We start from the raw sequence: 22,602 nt of genomic DNA on the forward strand, positions 1-22,602 counted from the left end.
CGTTGCAAAGATCTTCGGTTTTCGGGCAAACTGATAGCAGGTCATGAGTTCCAGTAACAAGCCCCGGCTTACTGGGCGGCAACCCTCCAACCGCGGTGGGGTGCCCCGGGTGAAGACCTGGCCCTTGAATGCACAAGGCATCAAGGACAAGCGCGGGTTACCCCCTGGAAGTCGTTTCGATACGGTGCTTCCTGTCGGTGTCTTTTCAGCGGCGTACCCCCATAGTCATGAAACGCTATTTGGAGGAAACCATGAGCAACAACTGGTCATTTGAAACCCGTCAGATCCATTCCGGCCAGACCCCGGATCCGACGACCGGAGCGCGAGCTCTCCCGATTTTCCAAACTACTTCCTTTGTCTTCCCGAGCGCCGAGAGTGCCGCTGCCCGTTTCGCGTTGCAGGAACTGGAACCGATCTACACCCGTATCGGCAACCCGACCACCGACGCCGTGGAAACCCGCATCGCTGATCTGGAAGGCGGCGTTGGCGCGCTGTTGCTGTCCTCGGGACAGGCCGCCACCACCTTCGCCATCCTGAACCTGGCCGAAGCCGGCGACCATCTGGTAGCCAGCCCGAGCCTGTACGGCGGAACCCAGAACCTGCTCAAGCACACACTCAAGCGCTTGGGCATCGAAGTCAGCTTCGTCTCCGACCCGGACAACCTGGACGAATGGCGTGCCGCGGTGCGCCCGAACACCAAGGCCTTCTTCGGCGAAAGCATCTCCAATCCTCGGCAGGACGTGCTGGATATCGAGGGCATCTCGGAGATCGCCCACGAAGCCGGCGTGCCGCTGCTGGTGGACAACACCCTGGCCACGCCATACCTGATCCGCCCCATCGAGTGGGGCGCCGATATCGTGATCCATTCGGCCACCAAGTTCCTTGGCGGCCACGGCAATGCCATCGCCGGGGTCATCGTGGACTCGGGCAACTTCGACTTCGCCAAGGACGCCGAACGCTTCCCGGGATTCAACACCCCGGACGAGTCCTACAACGGCCTGGTCTTCGCCCGCGACCTGGGCATCAACGGCATCCTCGGCGCGAATCTGGCCTACATCCTCAAGGCACGCGTGCAGCTGCTGCGCGATCTGGGTTCATCAGTGGCGCCGTTCAATGCGTTCTTGATCGCCCAAGGCCTGGAAACCCTGTCGCTGCGCATTGAGCGCCACGGCCAGAACGCAGTGGAAGTTGCCAACTGGCTCGAAGCCCGCGAGGAAGTGCAGAAGGTCGCCTACGCCGGCCTGCAGTCCTCTCCGTGGCATGAGCGCGCGCAGAAGTACAGCGATCACGGCGCTGGCTCGATCATCGCCTTCGAGCTGGAGGGCGGCGCGGAAGCCGGACAGGCTTTCGTGGACGCACTGGTCTTGCACTCCAACGTCGCGAACATCGGCGACGTGCGCTCGCTGGTCATCCATCCGGCCTCCACCACCCACGCCCAGCTCTCCGAAGCGGAGCAGATTGCCGCCGGTGTGAGCCCGGGACTGGTGCGGCTGAGCGTCGGGCTGGAAAACATCAAGGACATCCTGGCCGATCTTGAGCTGGGCTTCGAAGCTGTTGCGGCCCTTGAAAACAAGGAATTGCAGGAAACCCTCTAGGCATGCCATCCATTGTGACTACTGAAGATACTCTGCGCGCCGAAGAGCTCGCTGGCGGACAAGACGGCATTTTGCGCCGTAGTTCCGTGGGGGAGTACCACTTTGAATTCGGTGGATACCTTCCCGACGTGGTGCTGGCCTACGAGACGTGGGGGAAGCTAGCAGCTGATGGCTCCAACGCGGTGCTGGTGATGCATGCACTCACCGGTGACGCCCACGTCGCGCAAGGCGATTCGCACAGCGCCGGCTGGTGGGAAGGCTTCGTTGGCCCCGGCGCCACGGTTGACACCAATGAGTACTTTGTCGTGTCCATCAACATGGTGGGTGGTTGCAATGGATCCACCGGCCCCTCGTCCTTGGACGAGCAGGGCCTGCCTTACGGCTCCAGATTCCCTTTCGTCACCATCAAGGACTCGGTGCGCCTCGAGGCGCGGCTGGCCAAGCAGCTGGGAATCGAATCCTGGCATGCGGTCATCGGCGGTTCGATGGGCGGTGCCCGCGCGCTGGAATACGCTGTCGAGTTCCCCGGGCAGGTCAAGAACCTGGTCGTGATGGCCTCTAGCGCCCAGGCGACTGCCGAGCAAATTGCCTTTGCGCAGGTGCAAACCCAATCCATCCGCTTGGATCCGCACTTCTGCAATGGCGATTACTACGGCAACGATGCCCGTCCTGACGCCGGTCTCGGCCTGGCTCGCCGCCTGGCCCACATCACCTACCGTTCCGAGGCCGAGCTGGAAACCCGTTTCTCGCGCAATCCGCAGGATGGCGAGAAGCCGACGGGCCAGCTGGACGGGCCGCGCGGGCGATACCAGGTGGAAAGCTACCTCGACCATCAGGCCAGCAAGCTGGTGAATCGATTCGACGCGAACAGCTATCTGGTGCTGACCGAGGCGCTGATGAGCCACGATGTTGCTCGTGGCCATAAATCCCTGGAGGCCGCCCTGGCGCGCCTGGAGAAGGTCAACGTGGTGGTTGCCGCGGTTACCACCGACCGCTTGTACTTCCCCGAGCAGTCGGTGAAGCTGGCCTCGTCGCTGGCCAAGCCGAAGCCGGTGCACTACATCGATTCGCCGATTGGCCATGATGGATTCTTGACCGATGCGACGCAGCTGGATGGGGTGCTTCGGACCTTGGTCTTCGGAGACTAGAATCTGGGCGAAATTTGGCAAGCCTTTAAAGACTGAAGCGGTTCCGCCAGTAATCGGCGGAACCGCTTCAGTCTTTCTTGCTACTTGGCGCTGTCGCCGGCACCGAGCGAGTCGTTGGGCTTGGCATCTGCGAACGGCGTAGCGGAAGGCCGTTTCGGGGTGATGCCGTCACCGGAGGACTGGTGACGCAGGCGGCGCAGCACCCAGGGCGCCAGATGCTCGCGGGCCCACTGCAGATCCTCCTTGCGTGCTTCGCGCCAGCTGCGCTCATCCACGACCGGAACGATGTCGGTATCCAGCTGATGCGGGACGTTCAGCGAGTCCAGTGCCATGGCGGCAATGCGCTGGTGGCCGATGGGGGAGAAGTGCAGGCGGTCAGGCGCCCACATCTGGGACTGGTGCAATTCCTGCAATGCCCACATGTCGGCAACGATGGCATCATGCCGGGCAGCGACGGTGCGCACGTTCTCGTTGTAGATCGCCACCTTGCCGCGGATGCTTCCAAGGACCGGGGTATCGCGGATATCGGGCCCGGTGAAGAGCAGGAGCGTGGCACCGGTGGCGGTGAGCTTGGCTACCGCGTCGTCGAGGATGTCGGCAATCTTGTCTGGATCGCCGCCCGGGCGCAGCACGTCGTTGCCGCCCGCGCACAGCGAGATCAGATCCGGCTTCAGATCGATGCAGGGATCGAGCTGTTCGGCAACGATCTGGCCGATGAGCCGGCCGCGGATGGCCAGGTTGGCATAGGAGAAGTCCGGGACGGTGCGGCTGAGCTCTTGGGCCAAGCGGTCGGCCCAGCCTAGGTGCCGTCCTGCGCTCGATGGATCGGGGTCGCCGATGCCTTCGGTGAACGAGTCCCCGATGGCTACATAGCGGCGCCATGGGTGGAGCGGGGAGTCGGCGGTATTTGACGGTTCAGAAGCAATATTGTTGGGCACGAATCCATTGTTACCAAAGGGTAACTTCTAGTCAATCATTCCAGAGGATGAATCGGTGGGCACCACTCTACCCGCCCAGGGCATCCCTGCGTGCTTGCAGGTACTCGTCGCGGGTAATGACTCCACGCGAGTGCAGCGAGTCGAGTTCGGACAGCTTGTCTTCAATGGATTTCTGCGGCGCCAGCAAAGCTGAATTCGCTGCTCTGGCCATCAGGTCGGTTTCCATGGTCAACGGATCGAAGCCGGCGCTCTTGGCTTTGCGGAAGTTGCGCACAATGACGAAGATGATGAATCCGGCAAAGGCGATGAAAAGCACGGAGAACAAGGGAAGGCCGAATGAAAACATCGTGTCGACGGTATCGAAGAGCGACGACGAGGTGCCGGGATCCAAATCGACGTAGCCGAGTTCAGCAAGATCCTCGGGTGCCAGTCCTGAAATTTCCTCGCTGTATTCGATTTCGCCCATGGTGCCATTGTCCTTTGCCGGTTGGAGCTTCTACCGGTGGGATCCCCAAGTCAGGTGGCCGTGAAGCAGTGAATCCAGTTGAACACGAAAAGCGCTTGAATGCCTAAGATAATTTTGGAGTTTTATTATCTTGTTACATGCCATGCGGATTTATGGAGGTGGAGAAACTGGTTTTCCATGCCGTTGGCAACCGCTCCACCGGCCCGCCCGTCGGCCACACGCAGGACTTTCACCTGCATCCTGGCGCTGCAGATCGCGATACCCGGGGAAACGATGGCAGCGCTTTGCGGAACCGCCGAATCGGCGCGGCGCTGTTCGATAGTCTTGGGGAACTATGACATACCAAGACCAGGCTCCGGTAGCCATCATCTCCCGCAACGACGAATCCCGCCTAGGAACTCCGCTGCTGGTGTTCCTGCACGGCTACGGCTCCAACGAGCAAGACCTCATGGGGCTCTCGCAGCACCTGCCCGAAGAATTCACCTACCTCTCCGTGCGCGCACCGCTGCCGGCAGGCCCGGGATACAGCTGGTTCCCGCTGACCCAGGAAATCGACTACTCCATCGAGTCGGTGGCCCGCAGCGTCGAAGCACTGTGGGCACTGCTGGAACCGCTGTCCCAGCAGCACTCGTCGATCACCCTGCTCGGTTTCTCCCAGGGCATGGCCATGGCCACCTCGCTGGCCCGCTACCAGCGCGATGCCATTGAAGCAGTCGTGGGTCTCTCCGGCTTTGCCGTGGATCCCAAGACCTTGGACATCTTCGATGACGCGAAGCTGGCGGACAAGCCGCTGCCGATGTTCTGGGGCCGCGACCTGGCTGACCCGGTGATCACCCGGGACAAGATCGAATACACCTTGGGCTGGGTCCCGGGGCATACCGTGTTGACCAGCGAAACCTACCCGCAGATCGGCCACTCGGTGTGCATGGAAGAAATCCAGGACGTTGCCGGCTTCCTCACCAAGGTCGTCCTGAAGAAGGGCTAGCTACGGCTGGGCGGTGACGCGCACGCATTCGCCGTTCACGCACACCACGTCGCCGGGGCGGATCTGCGCCCCGCGGCGGGTGTCCACCTCGCCGTTGACGGTGACAATTCCCTCGGAAATCATTTCCTTGGCGTGGATGCCGTCCTCTGCCAGCGAGGCGAGCTTGAGCAGCTGGCCCAAGCGGATGGATTCGTCACGGATTTCTAGGTCAAAAGCTTCATTGGCACTCATGGCTTCCATTCTTCCCTATATAACCGGCCTGCACCGTGGATATGGCCTAAAGGCGTGGAAGTTCACGCCAGCGTTACCTGATTCGGCTTCGTGCGCAAGGCGTTGAAACGATACCCTTGAAATGTATGTATTTTTCTACGGACCGCAACCAGCGGCCTCGTAAGTCCCATTGGAGTTGATATGGCGCCACAGTCCAAGCTAGACCAGGTTATTTCCCTCGCAAAGCGTCGAGGATTCGTTTTCCAGGCCGGTGAGATCTACGGTGGTTCCCGTTCCGCATGGGATTACGGACCCCTGGGCACCGAACTGAAGGAAAACATCAAGCGCGAGTGGTGGCAGAACTTCGTTCGCGGCCGCGAGGACATGGTGGGCCTTGACTCCTCGATCATCCTGCCCAAGGCCGTCTGGGAAGCATCGGGCCACGTAGCCACCTTCACCGACCCGCTGGTCGAATGCATCCAGTGCCACAAGCGCCACCGCCAGGACCACCTGATCGAGGCCTTCGAAGCCAAGAAGGGCCGTGCGCCCAAGGACGGCATGAGCGAGATCGCCTGCCCCGACTGCGGCACCAAGGGCCAGTTCACCGAGCCGCAAATGTTCTCCGGGTTGATGAAGACCTTCCTGGGCCCAGTTGATTCCGAAGCCGGCCTGGCCTACATGCGTCCGGAAACCGCGCAGGGCATCTTCGTGAACTTCGCCAACGTGCTCACCGCCAGCCGCAAGAAGCCGCCATTCGGCATTGGCCAGATCGGCAAGGCCTTCCGCAACGAAATCACCCCGGGCAACTTCATCTTCCGCACCCGCGAGTTCGAGCAGATGGAAATCGAGTTCTTCACCGCACCGGAAGACGCACCGAAGTTCTTCGACCAGTGGGTCAAGGATTGCTGGGCATGGTTCATCGACCTGGGCATCAAGGAAGAGAACCTGCGCCAGTTCGACGTGCCGGAAGACGAGCGCGCCCACTACTCGGCAGGCACCATCGACTTCGAATACCGCTTCGGCTTCGCCGGCTCGGAGTGGGGCGAGCTGATGGGCGTCGCCAACCGCACCGACTACGACCTGTCCAGCCACGCCAAGGCTTCGGGCTCCGAGCTGTCCTACTTCAACCAGGCCACCGGGGAACGCTACACCCCGTACGTGATCGAGCCGTCCTTCGGCCTGACCCGTTCGATGATGGCGTTCCTGGTCGATGCCTATACCGAGGACGAGGCGCCGAACACCAAGGGCGGGGTGGACAAGCGCACCGTGCTCAAGCTCGATCCGCGCCTGGCCCCGGTCAAGGCTGCCGTGCTGCCGCTGAGCCGCAACGAGAACCTCTCGCCGAAGGCAAAGGACCTGGCCAACGAGCTGCGCAAGCGCTGGAACATCGACTTCGACGATGCCGGCGCCATCGGCCGCCGCTACCGCCGCCAGGACGAGATCGGCACCCCGTTCTGCATCACCGTGGACTTCGACACCCTCGAAGACCAGGCAGTGACGATCCGCGAACGCGACACCATGTCCCAGGAACGCGTGTCCCTGGACCAGGTCACCGCCTACCTTTCCGAGCGCCTGAACGGAGCCTAGAGCCCGATGAACGAACTGGAATTCCGTCCCTGGCGTTCCGGCGACGACCTGGAGCTGCTGCAGATCTTCGGGGACCCGCGTTCGCCGCAGGCCCACCAGGACCGCACCATGCTGCGCGAGAACAGCGATGCGCCGTTCTCCCGCACGCTGGTGGCCACGGTTGACGGTGTGGCCATCGGTGCCGGCGTGGTATTCGCCTCCTCGCTGCATCCGCAGCGCCTCTGGCTCTATGTCGAGGTGGCTGCCGAGCAGCGCCGTTCCGGCGTGGGCACCGCGCTGGTGCATCAGCTGCGCCAGCAGATCCCGGCAGGCCAGGCGCAGGAGCTCAAGGCCCGCTACACCGTGACGGCCGGAGATCCGGCCACCGCGGCGGCCGGCTTCTGCCAGTCGCTGGGCCTGGGCGAAATCCAGGTCTCGCGCGATGTCGTGCTTGAACCGGGAGCGCTGGCCGAGCCGGTGTTCGACACCAACGACCGGGTGATCGAGGACTTGTCCACCGGCAGCGTCGAGCTGACCAAGCTGGTGATGGACTTCTACAATGCGGTGCACACCGATTGGGATCCGGCCAAGATGACCGTAGGCTCGGCGCAGCGCATGCTGCTCGATGAGCACACCGGCGCGCAGGGCGCACTGGTGCTGCGCGACAAGCCCAAGCGCGAGGGCGGCGTGCCGCTGGCCTTCGCGGTGAGCTACGTGCCGGCCCGCGAGAACGCCCCGACCGACGTGCTGGTGGGCCATAATCCGGCCTTCAGCGATGACGAGGTGGCCGAAGCGGTGCGCGACATGGTCGCCATGCTGATCCACCAGTACCCGGTGAAGCTGGAAGTCGACTCGTCGATGTTTGTCCTCTCCTCGCTGATCGACGCGTTGGCAGCGGTTGAGCAGGCCACCGTCATTTCCACGACGCATATCCTCGCCAGCGACGCGGCGAAGTAATGCCAGACAGAACGGGACCCGCCAGGCGGGTCCCGTTCTTGCGTTGCCGAGCCATCCTCCAGATCCCTGAAAGAACCCCGTTGACCACCAGCACCATCCCCGCCACGCCGGTCCGCACCGGCGGAAAGCTCCTGTTCATCCTGCTTGCCATCGCTTCGGGCCTGCTGCTGTGCGTGCAGTCGCGCATCAACGGGGCGCTGGGCGCGAAGCTGGGAGATGCCATGGCGGCATCAACCATCAGCTTCGGCGTCGGCTTGGCGGCATTGATCCTGCTGGCGATCGCCGTCCCCCGGGTGCGCAACACGGTGCGGCAGGTGCCGCGCGCACTGGCCCGGGGCAGTTTCCCGCGGTGGTACCTGGTGGCCGGCGCGGTGGGCGCACTGGTGGTCTTCAGCCAGGCCGCCGCGGTGCCGCTCATCGGCGTGGCGCTGTTCACCGTCTGCCTGGTGACCGGGCAGGCAATCGGTTCCATGCTCATGGACCGGGTGGGCTTTGGCGGGGCCGAACCGCGCAAGATCAATGCCCTGCGCATCCTCGGCGTGGTGCTGACCATTGCCGGAGTGATCTGGGCGGTCAGCCCGCGCGGCGCGGATGCGCAGCTCGCATCGCTGCTGGTGCCGATGGCGCTCTCGGCAGCCGTCGGCATGCTCATGGGCTTCCAAGCCGCCGCCAACGGCGTGCAAGCGGCAGCCTATGGCGGCGCCACGGCGGCAACCCTGGTGAACTTCTCCGTCGGGTTCCTGGTACTGGCGGCGGTGATGCTGGTGCGGCTGCCGGCCGGCGCGAAGCTGCATCCGCTGCCCGGCCAGTGGTGGTACTACATCGGCGGGCTGCTCGGCTGCCTGTTCGTGGGCATCACCGCGCTGGTGGTCAAGCGGCTCGGAGTGCTGGTCACCAGCCTCGCGGCGGTGGGCGGACAGCTGGCCGGCTCGCTGCTCATGGATGTGCTTTTCCCAGCCCCGGGTTCCTCCGTCACCGCGGCCACCGTCATGGGCACCGTGCTGACGCTGCTCGCCGTTGGCCTGGCCTCGATCTCCGGGGCGCGCAGCGCACAGGAATCCAGCGGACGCAGGCCGCTGGAAGTGCGCGAATAGCGTGCAGGGCGGTGGGTGTTCACCGTCCGTTTCCTTTCTCCGCCTATGCTGGAATCCATGGAATCACAGCAGCTGGACAAGGGCTCGGCCAGCGAAGTCTTCAAGGTCTTCCTCAAGCTCGGCCTGACTTCTTTCGGCGGTCCCATCGCCCACTTGGGATACTTCCGTACCGAACTGGTGGACCGGCGCCGCTGGCTGGATGACCAGCAATACGCCCAGCTGGTCGCGCTGGGCCAATTCCTGCCCGGCCCGGCCTCCAGCCAGGTAGGTTTCGGCCTCGGCCTGCACCGCGCCGGCCTGCCAGGGGCCTTGGCGGCATTCCTCGCCTTCACCCTTCCCTCAGCGGTTCTGCTCGCAGTCTTCGCCTTCGGTGCGTCGCTGTTTACCGGCCCTGCCGGAACCGGGCTGCTGACCGGCCTGAAAATCGTTGCGGTCGCCATCATCGCCCAAGCGGTGTCCGGCATGGCCAGGACTCTGGCACCTGACCGGACCCGTGCAGCGATCGCCGTGGCGGCCGCCGCCTCGGCTCTGCTCTTGGCTGGATCTTTCGGGCAGTTGCTGGCCATTGCCTTCGGCGCCGCGGCAGGCTACTTCTGGTGCCGTGATGCGGATTCGGGTCCAGCGTCGGCCCTGCGGTTCCCGGTCTCGCGGACCTTGGGGATCAGTTGCCTGGCGCTGTTCGCCCTCATGCTTGTCGGGTTGCCGCTGGCTGCCTGGGCTACCGGCTGGGATCTGCTGGCGTTCATCGATGCGTTCTACCGCTCCGGCGCATTGGTCTTCGGCGGCGGCCATGTGGTGCTGCCGCTGCTCCAAAGCGCAGTCGTGGATCCCGGGCTGATCAGCTCGCAGGATTTCCTCAGCGGCTACGGCGCCGCCCAGGCAGTCCCCGGACCGCTGTTCACCTTTGCCGCCTACCTCGGCGTCCTCGTTGAATCAGGCCCCGGCGGTGTGCTCGGCTCGGCCATTGCCTTGCTGGCCATCTTCCTTCCGGGATTCCTGCTGTTGCTGGGCGTGCTGCCATTCTGGAACCGGGTGAGCCACTGGCCGGCGGCACGTGCCATCCTGCGCGGCGCCAACGCGGCAGTGGTCGGCGTGCTGGCCGCCGCCCTCTACGACCCGGTCTTCACCTCGGCGATTACTTCCGCTCCCGCGTTCGTGCTGGCGTTGCTCTGCTTCGTCCTGCTGACCGTCTGGAAGACGGCGCCATGGATCGTGGTTGCCATCTCGGGGCTCGGGGGAGTGCTGCTGGGCCTTTTGGCCTAGGCCAGATCGGTGAACTGCACGGTGCCATCGTCGTTGGCGATGGCCAGCAACGGCCCGGACTCGCAGTCCAGATATTCTTCGATTCTCGCCAGCACCGACACCTCGGCCCGGTCGTCCAAGGCCGGACCGGCCGAAGCAACCCACGTCACCGACAGCTCGGGCCGCGCTACGAGCTGCGCGGCCATCGGCTCGGAAGCAGCTGGGCCAACGATGATCACGGCACGGCGCGTCACCGAGCTGTGGTCCACCGCGGATACGCCGGAAGCCTCGGCCTTGGACTGCTTGTCCGCACGCCACAGCACGAAGTGGTAGCCAGCCACGGCAGCGGTTGCGACCAGCCAGCCCAGCGGGGCACGCACGGTGTCCAGGAGGGAATCGAGGCGAGTCTCGGATCCCAGGTAGTATTCGAAAATCCGGTATCCGAGGACCAGCAGGGAAATCAGGGCGACCACGGAACTGGCTCCGAAGAACAAGACCAGGTAGACGCTGCGGGAATCCGCCGGCGAAGGCTTGAACGGCTTGAAATAGGCAACCCACACCGCCGCCCCGAGGATGAGCAGTCCCAGGCCATGGCCCAGCAATCCCGCCGAGTATTCCAACGTGACGCTGGCGGCGATTGCCGCGAAGAGCGCATTGACCACCATCCCCAAGCCGGTGGCCAGCACCGCCAGGCCGATCCCGCCAATCACCAGGCGCGCCGCGTCGACTACGGAGGCCGAGCGCAACCCGGTCCGCAATTGCAATTGGTGGTAGATCCAGATCACCGCGGCCGCCACCACGATGGCCAGCAGCTCTGGACCGCCGGCGAGGAAAAGCCCGGTGCGTTCCTGGGTGGTCCACGCTTGCGGCCACGCCCAGGAAAACAGCTTGGCGCCCGAGAGCAGGAGCGCCAGTGCCGGTGCGGCCAGTCCCAGAGCGATCAACAGGATGTCGTTGAAGGGATCGGACATTTTCTGCACGCGGCGCAATTTCCAATGCCAGAACCACAGTGCCGTGGAGCCAGCCAGCCAGATCAACGCAACCAGCAGATGCCGCATGCCGGTAGGACCTGCCAACGTGTTGTCCGGACGGACCAGGATTTCCAGTGCAGCCTTGAGCGTGGCCACTAGCGAGAGCGCGACGAGCACCATGCTGAAGTAGTTCCCCACCGCCGCGGCCAGATGCGCGAATTGCCGTGGCGCGGTCCGCGCAGCCACGAGCTGGCGGTGCTGCCAGGCGCACACCGCTCCCCATCCCAAAGCCGTGCCCAGGGTCGGCTGCCACGCCCCCTGAATGGAAGGGGCGACCAGTCCGGAGAGCACCGCCAACGCGGCGCAGCTGCTGGCAGCCAGTGTCGCAAGATACGCGGCCGAGGCCTGCAAGGACCAGATCGCCGAATCGAAGGCCGTCGGGTGGGCCAGCCGTTTGCTGATGGAGCGCCACAGCAACCAGGCCAACGGGATACCGACCAAGCTGAACGCCCAGGCCATCGCCAGATGTTCGGTGCTGACCTGCTGCGCATCGAACCCATGGAACACCGCGGTGAGCAAGGCGGCAAGGCCGGTGGCCACGACCATCAGCAAGATGAACAGCAGTCCGTGGAGGATCACCGGACGCAGCACGCTGCCGCTTCGCGACAGCGGCGCTGGAGCAGTAGTGGTGGCCATCAGTAGCCCATCTCCTCGGCGGTGCACAGTCCGACCTGCCATGGCATGCGGTCGATCAGCCAGGTCCCGTTGACCTTGCGCAGCTCGAAGGCATCCTCGTAGGAGGACAGATCCGGCCAGGGCAGGAATCTGGCATCCCCGGAATCGAACCTCGTGTGGACGGTAGCGCTCGCAGTGCCCACGGTGCTGCTGAGCAGCTGCACGTCCAGCGGCTGCGTGGCATAGGGCTCCGGATTGCACAGCGTCCTGGATTCGCCCTCCATGACATAGCCTTGCATGGCAGGCAAATCCCCGGCTTCGAAGGCCATCAGATACCGCTGCACGACCCCTTCGGGGGTGTTCTCCGCGTGGGCCTGTGGTGCCGGGCGCAGCGAAACCACGAGCAGCGCGGCTATAACCAAAGCCACAATGACGGCGGCCAAGGCGAGCAGAACCACCCGCGCCGCCGAAAATTTACTTGTCATTGCACCATTTTGATTGACAACGAGGCAATAAGCCAGCGTCTGCCGAACACAGTTTGATCAAGATCTCAGTTCCCGATTTGCGTTCATGCGAGACAATGGATGGGTGACGACCCTGACTGATGCGCCCACCAACACTCCGACCCTCAAGCTGCCACCGCTGCAGCTGGGCAAGCTGACCATTGATACCCCGGTGGTCCTTGCTCCGATGGCCGGCGTGACCAACCGCGCCTTCCGGCGCCTCTGCCGTGAATACGGCGGCGGGCTGTACGTGACCGAAATGGTCACCGCCCGCGCGCTGGTGGAACGCAACCCCGAATCCTTGCGCATCATTTCGCACGACCCCGACGAGGAGATTCGCTCCATCCAGATCTACGGCGTGGATCCGGCAACCGTGCGTGCCGCCGTGCGCATGGTGGTTGACGAGAACCTGGCGGACCACGTCGATTTGAACTTCGGCTGCCCGGTCCCCAAGGTCACCCGCAAGGGCGGCGGCTCGGCCCTGCCCTGGAAGACCGACCTCTACACCTCGATCATCGAAGCGGCGACCTCCGAGGCCGCCAAGGGCGATATCCCGCTGACCGTGAAGATGCGCATCGGCATCGACAAGGACCACGTGACCTATCTGGAGTCCGCCAAGATCGCCCGCGACCACGGCGCCGCCGCAGTGACCCTGCATGCGCGCACCGCTGGCCAGTACTATGCCGGCCACTCCGACTGGTCGGCCATCGCCACCCTGCGCGAGGCCATGGACGACATGCCGGTGCTGGGCAACGGCGACATCTTCAGCGCCGAGGACGCCATCGAGATGGTGGAGCAGACCGGTGCCGCCGGCATCATGGTGGGCCGCGGCTGCCAGGGCCGCCCATGGATCTTCGGCGACCTGCAGGCTGCCTTCGAGGGCCGCGCGGACCGTTTCCGTCCCGGGGTGCGCAAGGTGGCTGACACCGTGTACCGCCACGGCGAGCTGCTCACCGAGTTCTTCGAGGATGAGGGCAAGGGCATGCGCGATATCCGCAAGCACATCGCCTGGTATTTCAAGGGCTACCCGGTCGGCGGCGAGATCCGCTCGCAGCTGGCCCAGGTGCCATCCCTGGCCCGCCTGCGCGAACTGCTGGACCAGCTGGACCTGGACCTGCCGTACCCGGGCGAGGGCGCTGAGGGCACCCGTGGCCGCGCCGGCCACCCGAAGAAGACCCACGTGCCCGACGGCTGGCTGGATAACCGCGTGATGAGCGACGCCCACCGCGAAATGATCAAGGCCGCCGAACTGGATATTTCCGGCGGCTAGGTCCCATTCGCTGGCCACGGCTACGCCACTAGTGGATAACTCCGAAATGCAGGCAATCACTCACTAGACTGGGAACCATGACTCAGATCCCCGGATATACCGAAGCCGACCAGCAACGGTGGGTGCCTGAACCAGCAAAGAAGTCGTACCGCACCGCGTTCGAGCGGGACCGTGCCCGCGTGCTGCATTCCTCGGCATTGCGCCGTTTGAGTGCCAAGACCCAGGTTGTGGCACCGAACCAGAATGACTTCGTACGGAATCGGCTGACGCACTCATTGGAAGTGGCCCAGGTGGGCCGCGAGCTCGGTGCAGCACTGGGCTGCGATCCGGATGTCGTCGATACCGCCTGCCTGGCGCATGATCTGGGACATCCGCCCTTCGGCCACAATGGGGAAAAAGCCCTGGACAAGGTCGCCAAGGACATCGGCGGGTTTGAGGGTAACGCGCAGACGCTGCGCTTGCTGACCCGCCTGGAAACGAAGACCTTCAGGCACAATGGGCATTCGGCCGGGCTGAATCTCTCGCGCGCTTCGCTGGACGCGGCATGCAAGTACCCGTGGTTGAAGGCTGATGCCCCCGAAGTCAACGGCAAGAAGACCAAGAAGTTCGGCGTCTATGAAGATGACGCGACGATTTTCGCGTGGCTGCGCAATGTTCCGGAGGCCACCGCGGGAGCAGTCTGCATGGAAGGCCAGGTCATGGACCTGGCTGACGACATTTCCTACTCCGTGCATGATGTGGAAGACGCAATTGTCGGCGGCAAGCTGCAGCTGCGTTGGCTCAAGCAGGATATGCAGCGCGAGCGTGCGCTGCAGGTGACCAAGGACTGGTACCTGCCGATGACCGACGAGGCCGATATCGATGCTGCGCTGCGCCGCCTGGAAGCCAGCGAGGAGTGGGTTGCCCACTTTGACGGCTCGCGGCGTTCCATGGCCGCGCTGAAGGACATGACCAGCCAGTTCATTGGCCGTTTCGCCGCCGCCGCCATGGATGCCACCCGTGCCCGCTACGGGGACGGCAAGCTCACCCGCTACAACGCGAGCCTGATCGTGCCCGAGGAAACCGAGCATGAGATTGCCGTGATGAAGGGCATCGCCGCCAGCTACGTGATGACCTCCGAGGTGCGCCAGCCGCTCTACGAGGACCAGCGCACGCTGCTGGCCGAACTGGTTCAGCTGCTCTTCGAGACCGGCCGGGACAACCTGGAGCCGATCTTCGCAGCCGACTGGGAGGACGCCGCTGATGAGGCCGCGCAGCTGCGCGTGGTGATTGACCAGGTCGCCTCGCTCACCGACCTGTCGGCCACCGAGTGGCACTCGTATCTGGTCAAGGGCGAAGCCCCTGACGCAAAGTTGTTCTAGAAGGGAATCATGGCAGGGCTGATCAAGCGTGAAGATATCGACGAGGTGCGCAACCGCACCGACCTCCGTGAGGTTGTCGAATCCTATGTCACGCTCAAATCCGCGGGCATCGGCTCGTACAAGGGCCTGTGCCCTTTCCACGACGAACGCAGCCCGTCCTTCCATATCCGCCCGCAGCTGGGCACCTTCCATTGCTTCGGCTGCGGCGAGTCCGGTGATGTCATCGCCTTCATCCAGAAAATGGACCATTCCTCGTTCACCGAAACCGTGGAACTGCTCGCAGCCCGGATCAACTACGAGCTGCACTACGAGGATGGGGGACCGGGGCCGCGCCGCGAGGACTACGGCAAGCGCCAGCGCCTGGTCGACGCGCACAAGGTCGCCGAGGAATTCTTTCGCGCGCAGCTGGCTAGTGATGAAGGGGCCGCGGGCCGCGAGTTCCTCGCCGGCCGCGGCTTCGACGCGGAAGTCGCAGCCCAATTCTCCGTAGGCTATGCGCCCAAGGGCTGGGATTCGCTGCTCAAGCACCTGCGTTCCAAGGGCTTCGTCGATGACGAGCTGAAGCTCACCGGCATGTTTTCCGAAGGCAACCGCGGCATCTACGACCGGTTCCGCGGACGGGTCATGTGGCCGATCCGCGACCTGTCGGGGGCAACCATCGGCTTCGGTGCGCGCAAGCTCTACGAGGACGACCAGGGGCCAAAGTACCTGAACACCCCGGAGACCCAGCTCTACAAGAAGTCCCAGGTGCTTTACGGCATCGACCTGGCCAAGAAGCAGATCTCCAAGAACCGGCAGATTGTCGTGGTGGAAGGCTACACCGATGTGATGGCCTGCCATCTGGCTGGCATCACCACCGCGGTGGCCACCTGCGGTACCGCGTTCGGCACCGACCACATCAAGATTGCCCGCCGGCTGCTGCAGGATGACGGCACCGGAGGCGAAGTGGTCTTCACCTTTGACGGCGACGCCGCGGGGCAGAAGGCCGCGCTGCGCGCGTTCGAGGAAGACCAGCGGTTCATCGCCCAGACCTATGTGTGCGTCGAGCCAACCGGTGCCGACCCCTGCGATCTGCGGTTGCACCGCGGGGATGAAGCGGTACGCGAGCTCATTGAGCTCAAGCGTCCGCTGTTCGAATTCGCCATCCGTGCCGAACTGAAGAAATTCAATCTGAATACCGTTGAAGGACGCGTCCAGGCCTTGCGCCAGACCGCGCCGATTGTTGCGCAGATTCGCGACTCCGCCATTCGTCCGGCGTATGCCCGTGAGCTGGCCGGTTGGCTGGGAATGAACAACGAAGACGTCAACCGCTCGGTCGGCGCCTCCATCAAGCGCGCCCGGTTGCCGAAAAACGCTGAACTGCAGGCACCGCGCCCGCAACCAGGCGAAGCCGAACCGGCCATCCCGGCCGCGCCGGCCTTTGAACGCCCGGATCACCGTGACCCGGTGATGCGCCTTGAACGGCAGGCACTGGAAGTTGTCATCCAGCAGCCGCAACGGCTGAAGGACGAGCAATGGCAGGCGTTCTACGAGGCCCGGTTCCTGGCCCCGGCCCACTCGGCTGTCCACGACGGGATCGTTGCCGCTTCCAGTGCAGGAGCTTCGGCGACCTCTTGGGTTGAAGTGATCCGCAACGAAGTCCCGGAGCAATTGCGCAGCTTCGTCTCGGAACTTGCCGTGACCAGCATTCCGGCATCGGATGAGCACAGCCTGAACCGCTACTGCGCCGACATCATCAATGGATTGATTGAGCTTCAAATCACACACCGCAAGGCCGAGCTCATCGGCCGGCTGCAGCGTGCGGAAATGGAACCTGAGGGTGAAGAATATGCCCAGATCAACCGGGAATTGATGGAACTGGAAATGCGCCGGAGGATCTTGCGCGGGACCTAGGATCCCGATTTTGCAATCACGGGATTCTTGGGTAAAGTTATATCTCGTTGCAATCCTCCATAGCTCAATTGGCAGAGCATTCGACTGTTAATCGAAGGGTTACTGGTTCAAGTCCAGTTGGAGGAGCTTACAGAAAAGTTCCGGCTCGCATCTGCGAGCCGGAACTTTTTATTTTCGCCTGAAAAGCCCGAATCCACGAGCCGTGCATCGGGGCCTCGGGCCGGGCACGCCGGTGCAATTTTTCCCTGCAACAGTCAGTCCGCTGGGTTCCACAAGCGCCGGGATTCCAGATACCAGAAGTACGAGAACAACCCGATCTCGAACCATTCGACAATGAACAGTGCTTCCTCAATACCCAGTGCCAGCAGAATCGGCCAGGCAATCAGCCCCAGCAGCATCAGTACCAAGAGGACTGCATAGTGGGTCTTCTTGCCGCCGCTGGTATCCATGGAGCACAGCGGCCTATGATCCAGATGGCTTGCAATGGCGATGCCCATGGAGAAAATAAGCAGGAACGCGGCGCTGGCATGCACTCCGGCGAATTGCTCGCCTTCGATAGTCCGCCACAACAGCAGAAGAACAAAGGCGATCAGGACCAGGGTGCTGAGCAATCCCAGGATTTTGGTCAAGTTGCTCTGGAACAGCGCGCGGTGCGGAGCGTTGCTGGTCCGGAATCTCAGCCAGATGAAAACCACGCTGACGACGAGTACCGCAATGACCGATACCTGCACGGAGAAGATCAGCCGCCGCTGCTCGCCGATTGGCAGGTCTGCCAGCGTTTCTCCCAGCCTGGTGGGGACCACTGCAACGAACATGGCGTAGAAGCCTGCTAAATTCAGGGCAAAATCTTCCAGCTCTTCTCCGGTATAGACCACCAGCAGCACCCCGGTAGTCACCAGCATTGAGACGAAGAGGTCTCGTGCCGGTCCCAGGTAGTAGGAACTCAGCGAGTCTTCGATGCGCTGGTTGGCAATGCCATAGATGACAATCGCGACGACGAGGAGCAGGGGCACCACGAGCAGCATCAGGCGCACATAGCGCAGCGTGCTGCGGCCCGGAGAACGTTCGATTGAAGTGGCCATGACTGCATTCTGTAATTAATCGCCCGGGTTGTGCGAACGGCCCGCCAAGGGGACGAAAATTCTCGGCAGAATCGCAGGCAAAGAATTGCGGGAAGCTAAATTGTCGGTGCGCAATGACAAGCTCTTGAAGAGTCAACAAGGACTCCGAATCGGCTGGAGCAGTCATCCGCTTGAGCCGATCGCCGACTCGGTGCCAGCTGGGCGCCGTCTTCACTCGAAGGAAACTTTCATGTCTGTACAAAATCCGCTCGACCCGAACGTGGCGCCGCCGGCGCCCCAGGCCAGGACCACGGCTGGCAAGGGCCTGGGCATCGCGGCCCTGGTCGTGGGCATCGTTGCCTTGGCATTGTGCTGGGTGCCGATCGTCAACAACATCGCCGCGGTGCTCGGCTTCATTGCCCTGGTGCTCGGTGTCATCTCGCTCGTCGTCGCCTCCAAGCGCCGTGGCAGCAAGGGCTTGGGCATCGCATCGAGCATCATTGCCATCGTGGCCATCATCCTGGTCTTTGCCACCCAGGCAGCGTACGTGAAGGCGATCGATGAGGTTGCCAACGATATTGCCGACGCATCGGACGGCGAGGTGGCAGCCCCGGCGGAGGTCATCGAGCAGGCCGAAGATGAATCACAGGTACTGGCCTTGGGTGAGGCGGCTACCGTTGGCGAGTATTCGGTGAACGTCAGCGCAGTGAACCTGGACGCCGGAGCTCAGATCGCCAAGGCCAACGAGTTCAATGAGAAGGCCGAAGGCCAGTATGTGCTGGTTGACCTCTCCGTGGTCTACAACGGGGACGAAGAAGGTGATGCCTGGTTGGATCTGAATCCGGAACTCGTGGGATCGGATGCCAGCATTTACAGCACTTCCAGCGCGACCGCGGTCCCCGCGAAGCCGGGCATGGACCTGCCTACCTTGGCCAACGGCGGCAAGGGAAGCTACCAGGTAGTCTTCGACGTGCCGGCCGAGGCCGTGGAAGATGCGAAAATCCGCGTGAGCGAGACGATCTCGTTCTCCGATGAATCGGTGCTCTGGGCTACGAAGTAGCTCGCATTCGCAGAGGCTCCGCCATCCAATCAAGGATGGCGGAGCCTCTTTTCTTGTACCGCTTTTTCGCGCCGGCACCTCAAGAGCCTTCCATCCGCGGACCTCGTTGATTCCCTGCCTTCTTCAGTGGCCGAAGGCCAACCAGCAATTGTTACAGCACCAAGAACATGGAAATCCGCGGGATTGAACAAATCTTCATGAAATTCTCCGCGACTCAGAGCCCGGGGAAAGCGCGAGATCACGGGGTTTTCGAACGCTCTCATTTAATTCTCATGGGCGAGCCATGATCTTCTAACAAGTCCCTAATGACCCCCTCACAAGGGTTTTTTAATGTTCAAAACATGATTCGTCGCATACTTCTCATCCTCGTCGTGCTGGCCGTGCCAGCGGGACTGGCAGGTGCCAGCCAGGCTCTTGCCGACAAGGCCAATCCGCCCATCCCGCATCATGAGCCGATCGTTGTCCAGCTCTCTTTAGCCCCGGCGCCAAATGCTGCAAAATCGCAGGAGCAGGACGGCGGAAACCATGACTGACTCCCGGGAGAACCAAGGATCAACGGTTTCGGCGCGGCTGCGCATTGTCGGCTGGATCGTGCTGACTACTGCACTGGCGCTGCTGGCGGTCACAGTCTCGATGCGTTCGATCATGTCCGGCCAGGTTGCCGAGGCAGCCAACGTGGGCATCGCGCAGGAAATCGAGGAGTTCAGGACGTTCGCGGCCGAGGGGCTGGATCCGAAGACTGCCCGGCCATTTTCCTCCATGGGCGAATTGATGGAACGCTATCTGGCCCGCCAGCAGCCAATGGCCGGCGAAGCGATCATCGGCCAGGCCGACGGCCGGGTGCTCGCCGCAGGAACCGCCGCAAACCAGGCCGGGAGCTGGCTGGCTGAAGACCCGGCGCTCCTGGGACGGATTCTCAATGACGCGAAGACTTCTGGAATCCAGGAGAGCAACCATGGGACGGTCCGCTGGGCGAAAGCCGAGGCGAAGGACGCCTCAGGGGCCAATGGCGAAGGCCACCAGGCACACCTGGTTGTCGCGCACTTCATCGGCGGTGCTCAGGAAGAAGCCAACCGGCAGGCAACGATGCTCTTTGGCGTAGCAGCCGGGGGACTGGCCCTGACGGCGGGAATCGCCTGGCTGGCAGCCGGCCAGATCTTGCGCCCCATCCGCACCATGAGCGAAACCGCCGCATCGATTTCCGCCAAAGACCTCTCGGCCCGCGTTTTGGTGGAAGGACGAGACGACCTGGCGCAACTGGCCAGCACGCTGAACGCGATGCTCGACCGGGTTGAAGCCTCGCATCTGGCCCAACGCCACTTCATCTCCGAAGCCCGCGAGCACCTGGGCAGCCCGCAACGCCAGCTGGCCTCCGCCCTGCAGAAGCTGAATGAGGAAGATCTTCCGCGCAAGCAACGCAACGCCATCATCAGCACCGCGCACGACCATATTTCGCAAATGGGACAGACCCTTGCCGACCTGGACTTGCTGGCGCAAAGCTCCACCCCGAACTTCATCCAGCGGCAGATGATCTCCGTTGGCGAAGTCACGGCGGATGTCGCCGCGGCGGCTTCCCGTCCGGGAGCCTACCCGGACCGCCGATTCAGGATCGCCGAGTCCGCCAAGGCCCAGGCGTGGCTGGATCCGCTGCGCGTAGCCCAGGCCATGCACCAGCTGATCCAGAATGCGGTCGCGCATACCGAAGATGGCCAAAGCATCCGGATCGGTTCTGCCGCAGTCGATGGCATGGCCAGCTTCTGGGTTGCCAATGATGGACCGGCCTTGGACCCGGAAGAAGCCCGTGCCCTTCTGGAGAACTACCGCAGCGCACCGGGTACCGGCGAGCAGGGGTCCGGCATGGGTCTCGGACTGGCCGTGGTGAAAGCGGTTGCCGAAGCCCACGGCGGCACGGCCTGGGTGGAATCGGGACAGGGCAACGGGACCAGCTTCGGATTCTCCCTGCCGCTGGCCGACGCCGGCAATGGCAGCAGCTGCGAGGAAGACTTCGCCCAGTCCATGGCCAGCAGCCTCGGAGGCGAGGCATGAGCATCAAGCCAACCGCGCCCCACGCGGGATTCCGCTACACCGCCCAGCGGCCCATGGGCCAGAGTGCCGAACCGGGCAAGGCCGGCGCTGCACCAAGCCGATGGAGCAGGCAGAGCGCCGCGCGGATCATCGCCGCGCTGCTCCTGCTGGCCTTCCTTGCCTGGTGCGCCTACGGAGCCTTCGGCCCGGCGGCCGGAACAGCGCAGGCACTGCCTGCGCAAGGAGCCCTGACCCTGGCGGTCTTCGCCGTGGCCATCTGGCTCTGGATCTTCTCGCCGGTCGGCGATACCTACATCGCCCTGGGTGCAGCCGTGGTACTGGTGCTCATGGGGGTGCTGCCCGAAGCCGAACTGTTCTCCTCGCTGGGCGAAGACACCATCTGGCTGCTGCTGGCCGCCTTCGTGATCGCGGCGGGGATTACCGCCACCGGACTGGCGACCCGTGCCGCAGCCTGGATTGCCGCGGGCGCGAACACCCCGCGGCAGCTGATCCACCTGAGCACCGGGGTGCTGGTTGCCACCGCATTTGCGGTGCCCTCCACCTCCGGGCGCGCGGCCCTGGCCATTCCGGTGTTCATCGCCCTGGCCAAGGCCCTGGCGGATCGCCGCCGCGTCGTTTTGGCCCTGGCCCTGGTCTTCCCCTCGGTCATCCTGCTTTCGGCGGTGGCATCCTACCTGGGTGCGGGAGCGCACTTGATCACTAGCCAGATCCTCACGGCCTCAGGGCATGAAGGTTTCTCCTTCGCTGGCTGGCTGGTCTACGGCTTGCCGTTGGCTTTCGTTTCCTCTCATCTGTGCGCCGAACTGGTGCTGTGGATGTTCACCCGCGCTGAAGATCGTGCCCAGCCGCTGGCCGTGGGCATCGAACGGCTGCAGGAGCATTCGCCGGTGCCGCTGACCGGCCCGCTCACCGTAGGGCAATCCAGGGCAGCGCTGCTGGTCGCGGCGGTGGTGGTGCTCTGGTGCACCGAGCCGCTGCATCAGCTCCATCCCGCCATCGTGGCCCTGCTCGGCTCGTTGCTGGTCGCCAGTCCGGGATACGGCTCGGTCGGCTTGGCCAAGGCCTTGAAGGCGGTGCCGTGGTCGATGCTGATCTTCATGGCAGCGACCTTGACCTTGGGCACCGCGCTCGCCGGAACCGGGGCCGCTGACTGGCTGGCCCGCCGGATGCTTGGCCCGGTAGAGCAGCTCGGAGCTGCCGCCGCTTGGGTCTTCACCATTCTGGTGGTGGTGATCTCCGCCGCGGCGCATCTGGTCATCCAGTCCCGCTCGGCCCGCTCAGCGGTGCTGATCCCGCTGGTGGTGTCCCTCGCCCCGGGCGTCGGGGTCAATGCGGTGGCTATTGCCCTGGCATCCACCGCCGCGGCCGGTTTCTGCCACACCCTGACCAGCAGCGCGAAACCAGTGAACCTGTTCTCCGAGATCGAAAGCATCGAAACCTACAGGCCAGCAGACCTGCTGCGCCTGAGCGCGGTGCTCGGACCGCTCATGGTCCTGCTGGTCTTGGCCTTCGCCTTCTGGATCTGGCCGGCCATGGGACTGCCGCTGTTCCTCTGACTCAC

20 protein-coding genes, 1 tRNA gene and 1 riboswitch are annotated in these 22,602 nt (G+C 63.6%); of the genes, 15 read left to right on the forward strand and 6 right to left on the reverse strand.

Translation table 11 applies throughout. The annotated features are described in order from the left end of the window. The first annotated feature begins 39 nt into the window (after window positions 1-39). Window positions 40-159, forward strand: a riboswitch (SAM riboswitch). Window positions 160-251: 92 nt separating this feature from the next. Both BKX98_RS07220 and BKX98_RS07225 read left to right on the forward strand, forming a co-directional pair. After that, a complete protein-coding gene (locus tag BKX98_RS07220; protein ID WP_066140316.1) occupies window positions 252-1,595 on the forward strand; it encodes a bifunctional o-acetylhomoserine/o-acetylserine sulfhydrylase in 1,344 nt (447 codons plus the stop codon). Window positions 1,596-1,597: 2 nt separating this feature from the next. Beyond that, window positions 1,598-2,743, forward strand: a complete 1,146-nt coding sequence (locus BKX98_RS07225; protein ID WP_073706701.1) for a homoserine O-acetyltransferase — start codon at window positions 1,598-1,600, stop codon at window positions 2,741-2,743. A gap of 80 nt (window positions 2,744-2,823) precedes the next feature. Here the strand turns inward: BKX98_RS07225 and BKX98_RS07230 are convergent, their stop codons facing one another. Together BKX98_RS07230 and BKX98_RS07235 are read right to left on the reverse strand one after the other, a co-directional pair. Further along, window positions 2,824-3,681, reverse strand: coding sequence for an SGNH/GDSL hydrolase family protein (locus BKX98_RS07230; protein WP_038989775.1), 858 nt, complete (start codon window positions 3,679-3,681; stop codon window positions 2,824-2,826). 67 nt (window positions 3,682-3,748) lie between these two features. Next, window positions 3,749-4,147 carry an SHOCT domain-containing protein gene (locus BKX98_RS07235; RefSeq protein WP_073706702.1) on the reverse strand — a complete coding sequence of 133 codons (399 nt, stop codon included), beginning with the start codon at window positions 4,145-4,147 and terminating at the stop codon, window positions 3,749-3,751. 334 nt (window positions 4,148-4,481) lie between these two features. On the opposite strand from BKX98_RS07235, the gene BKX98_RS07245 reads away from it, so the two are divergent. Next, complete coding sequence (locus tag BKX98_RS07245) at window positions 4,482-5,132, forward strand: alpha/beta hydrolase (protein ID WP_038989771.1); 651 nt, start codon at window positions 4,482-4,484, stop codon at window positions 5,130-5,132. On the opposite strand, the gene BKX98_RS07250 is transcribed toward BKX98_RS07245, so the two are convergent. After that, window positions 5,133-5,363, reverse strand: a complete 231-nt coding sequence (locus BKX98_RS07250) for an RNA-binding S4 domain-containing protein (RefSeq protein ID WP_073706704.1) — start codon at window positions 5,361-5,363, stop codon at window positions 5,133-5,135. It lies immediately after the preceding gene. 180 nt (window positions 5,364-5,543) lie between these two features. On the opposite strand from BKX98_RS07250, the gene BKX98_RS07255 reads away from it, so the two are divergent. The 4 genes from BKX98_RS07255 (at window position 5,544) to chrA (ending at window position 10,222) form a co-directional block, all read left to right on the forward strand. Further along, entirely contained in the window at window positions 5,544-6,929 is a 1,386-nt protein-coding gene (locus BKX98_RS07255; RefSeq protein ID WP_066139473.1) for a glycine--tRNA ligase, read from the forward strand. A gap of 6 nt (window positions 6,930-6,935) precedes the next feature. Next, window positions 6,936-7,865 (forward strand): GNAT family N-acetyltransferase, encoded by a 930-nt coding sequence (locus tag BKX98_RS07260; RefSeq protein ID WP_038989766.1) that lies wholly within the window; start codon window positions 6,936-6,938, stop codon window positions 7,863-7,865. 80 nt (window positions 7,866-7,945) lie between these two features. Then, window positions 7,946-8,959 carry a DMT family transporter gene (locus BKX98_RS07265; protein WP_198934351.1) on the forward strand — a complete coding sequence of 338 codons (1,014 nt, stop codon included), beginning with the start codon at window positions 7,946-7,948 and terminating at the stop codon, window positions 8,957-8,959. Between the two features lie 57 nt (window positions 8,960-9,016). Next, entirely contained in the window at window positions 9,017-10,222 is a 1,206-nt protein-coding gene (gene chrA / locus BKX98_RS07270) for a chromate efflux transporter (protein ID WP_083586700.1), read from the forward strand. On the opposite strand, the gene BKX98_RS07275 is transcribed toward chrA, so the two are convergent. After that, window positions 10,219-11,868 carry a DUF5671 domain-containing protein gene (locus tag BKX98_RS07275; protein WP_073706705.1) on the reverse strand — a complete coding sequence of 550 codons (1,650 nt, stop codon included), beginning with the start codon at window positions 11,866-11,868 and terminating at the stop codon, window positions 10,219-10,221. The two genes, chrA and BKX98_RS07275, sit on opposite strands and share 4 nt — an antisense overlap. Next, window positions 11,868-12,332 (reverse strand): hypothetical protein, encoded by a 465-nt coding sequence (locus BKX98_RS07280; RefSeq protein WP_073706706.1) that lies wholly within the window; start codon window positions 12,330-12,332, stop codon window positions 11,868-11,870. Before BKX98_RS07280 ends, BKX98_RS07275 begins: the two co-directional genes overlap by 1 nt. A gap of 85 nt (window positions 12,333-12,417) precedes the next feature. Between BKX98_RS07280 and dusB the strand changes: the two genes are divergently transcribed. From dusB to BKX98_RS07300, 4 genes are all read left to right on the forward strand, one after another. Continuing rightward, window positions 12,418-13,620, forward strand: a complete 1,203-nt coding sequence (gene dusB, locus BKX98_RS07285; RefSeq protein WP_073706707.1) for a tRNA dihydrouridine synthase DusB — start codon at window positions 12,418-12,420, stop codon at window positions 13,618-13,620. Between the two features lie 77 nt (window positions 13,621-13,697). Then, window positions 13,698-14,981, forward strand: a complete 1,284-nt coding sequence (locus BKX98_RS07290) for a deoxyguanosinetriphosphate triphosphohydrolase (RefSeq protein ID WP_038989762.1) — start codon at window positions 13,698-13,700, stop codon at window positions 14,979-14,981. Window positions 14,982-14,990: 9 nt separating this feature from the next. Then, window positions 14,991-16,874, forward strand: coding sequence for a DNA primase (dnaG, locus tag BKX98_RS07295; protein WP_038989760.1), 1,884 nt, complete (start codon window positions 14,991-14,993; stop codon window positions 16,872-16,874). 53 nt (window positions 16,875-16,927) lie between these two features. Further along, window positions 16,928-17,000: transfer RNA gene (locus BKX98_RS07300), tRNA-Asn, on the forward strand. Window positions 17,001-17,128: 128 nt separating this feature from the next. Here the strand turns inward: BKX98_RS07300 and BKX98_RS07305 are convergent. Beyond that, complete coding sequence (locus BKX98_RS07305) at window positions 17,129-17,956, reverse strand: hypothetical protein (protein ID WP_073706708.1); 828 nt, start codon at window positions 17,954-17,956, stop codon at window positions 17,129-17,131. Window positions 17,957-18,185: 229 nt separating this feature from the next. Between BKX98_RS07305 and BKX98_RS07310 the strand changes: the two genes are divergently transcribed. The 4 genes from BKX98_RS07310 (at window position 18,186) to BKX98_RS07325 (ending at window position 22,597) form a co-directional block, all read left to right on the forward strand. Next, entirely contained in the window at window positions 18,186-18,995 is an 810-nt protein-coding gene (locus BKX98_RS07310) for a DUF4352 domain-containing protein (protein ID WP_073706709.1), read from the forward strand. A gap of 305 nt (window positions 18,996-19,300) precedes the next feature. Then, the gene (locus BKX98_RS16790; RefSeq protein WP_073706710.1) at window positions 19,301-19,528 is read left to right on the forward strand and encodes a hypothetical protein; all 228 of its coding nucleotides are present in this window, start codon (window positions 19,301-19,303) and stop codon (window positions 19,526-19,528) included. Then, window positions 19,521-21,041, forward strand: a complete 1,521-nt coding sequence (locus tag BKX98_RS07320; RefSeq protein ID WP_073706711.1) for an ATP-binding protein — start codon at window positions 19,521-19,523, stop codon at window positions 21,039-21,041. The genes BKX98_RS16790 and BKX98_RS07320 overlap by 8 nt, the downstream gene beginning before the upstream one ends. Further along, window positions 21,038-22,597, forward strand: a complete 1,560-nt coding sequence (locus tag BKX98_RS07325; RefSeq protein ID WP_143181051.1) for an SLC13 family permease — start codon at window positions 21,038-21,040, stop codon at window positions 22,595-22,597. Before BKX98_RS07320 ends, BKX98_RS07325 begins: the two co-directional genes overlap by 4 nt. Window positions 22,598-22,602 lie beyond the last annotated feature (5 nt).

The sequence above is a fragment of the Glutamicibacter sp. 0426 genome (genome assembly GCF_001906485.1).
In the GTDB taxonomy this organism is placed as follows: domain Bacteria; phylum Actinomycetota; class Actinomycetes; order Actinomycetales; family Micrococcaceae; genus Glutamicibacter; species Glutamicibacter nicotianae.

What these genes read in the sequence shown, in the direction of transcription:
- BKX98_RS07245 (WP_038989771.1), top strand. Translation starts at nt 4,482, where the DNA reads ATGACATACCAAGACCAGGCTCCGGTAGCCATCATCTCCCGCAACGAC.
- BKX98_RS07280 (WP_073706706.1), bottom strand. Translation starts at nt 12,332, where the DNA reads ATGACAAGTAAATTTTCGGCGGCGCGGGTGGTTCTGCTCGCCTTGGCC.
- dnaG (WP_038989760.1), top strand. Translation starts at nt 14,991, where the DNA reads ATGGCAGGGCTGATCAAGCGTGAAGATATCGACGAGGTGCGCAACCGC.
- BKX98_RS07225 (WP_073706701.1), top strand. Translation starts at nt 1,598, where the DNA reads ATGCCATCCATTGTGACTACTGAAGATACTCTGCGCGCCGAAGAGCTC.
- BKX98_RS07260 (WP_038989766.1), top strand. Translation starts at nt 6,936, where the DNA reads ATGAACGAACTGGAATTCCGTCCCTGGCGTTCCGGCGACGACCTGGAG.
- BKX98_RS07320 (WP_073706711.1), top strand. Translation starts at nt 19,521, where the DNA reads ATGACTGACTCCCGGGAGAACCAAGGATCAACGGTTTCGGCGCGGCTG.
- BKX98_RS07290 (WP_038989762.1), top strand. Translation starts at nt 13,698, where the DNA reads ATGACTCAGATCCCCGGATATACCGAAGCCGACCAGCAACGGTGGGTG.
- BKX98_RS07275 (WP_073706705.1), bottom strand. Translation starts at nt 11,868, where the DNA reads ATGGCCACCACTACTGCTCCAGCGCCGCTGTCGCGAAGCGGCAGCGTG.
- chrA (WP_083586700.1), top strand. Translation starts at nt 9,017, where the DNA reads ATGGAATCACAGCAGCTGGACAAGGGCTCGGCCAGCGAAGTCTTCAAG.
- BKX98_RS07235 (WP_073706702.1), bottom strand. Translation starts at nt 4,147, where the DNA reads ATGGGCGAAATCGAATACAGCGAGGAAATTTCAGGACTGGCACCCGAG.
- BKX98_RS07250 (WP_073706704.1), bottom strand. Translation starts at nt 5,363, where the DNA reads ATGAGTGCCAATGAAGCTTTTGACCTAGAAATCCGTGACGAATCCATC.
- BKX98_RS07325 (WP_143181051.1), top strand. Translation starts at nt 21,038, where the DNA reads ATGAGCATCAAGCCAACCGCGCCCCACGCGGGATTCCGCTACACCGCC.
- BKX98_RS07310 (WP_073706709.1), top strand. Translation starts at nt 18,186, where the DNA reads ATGTCTGTACAAAATCCGCTCGACCCGAACGTGGCGCCGCCGGCGCCC.
- BKX98_RS07305 (WP_073706708.1), bottom strand. Translation starts at nt 17,956, where the DNA reads ATGGCCACTTCAATCGAACGTTCTCCGGGCCGCAGCACGCTGCGCTAT.
- BKX98_RS07220 (WP_066140316.1), top strand. Translation starts at nt 252, where the DNA reads ATGAGCAACAACTGGTCATTTGAAACCCGTCAGATCCATTCCGGCCAG.
- BKX98_RS07255 (WP_066139473.1), top strand. Translation starts at nt 5,544, where the DNA reads ATGGCGCCACAGTCCAAGCTAGACCAGGTTATTTCCCTCGCAAAGCGT.
- BKX98_RS16790 (WP_073706710.1), top strand. Translation starts at nt 19,301, where the DNA reads ATGACCCCCTCACAAGGGTTTTTTAATGTTCAAAACATGATTCGTCGC.
- dusB (WP_073706707.1), top strand. Translation starts at nt 12,418, where the DNA reads ATGCGAGACAATGGATGGGTGACGACCCTGACTGATGCGCCCACCAAC.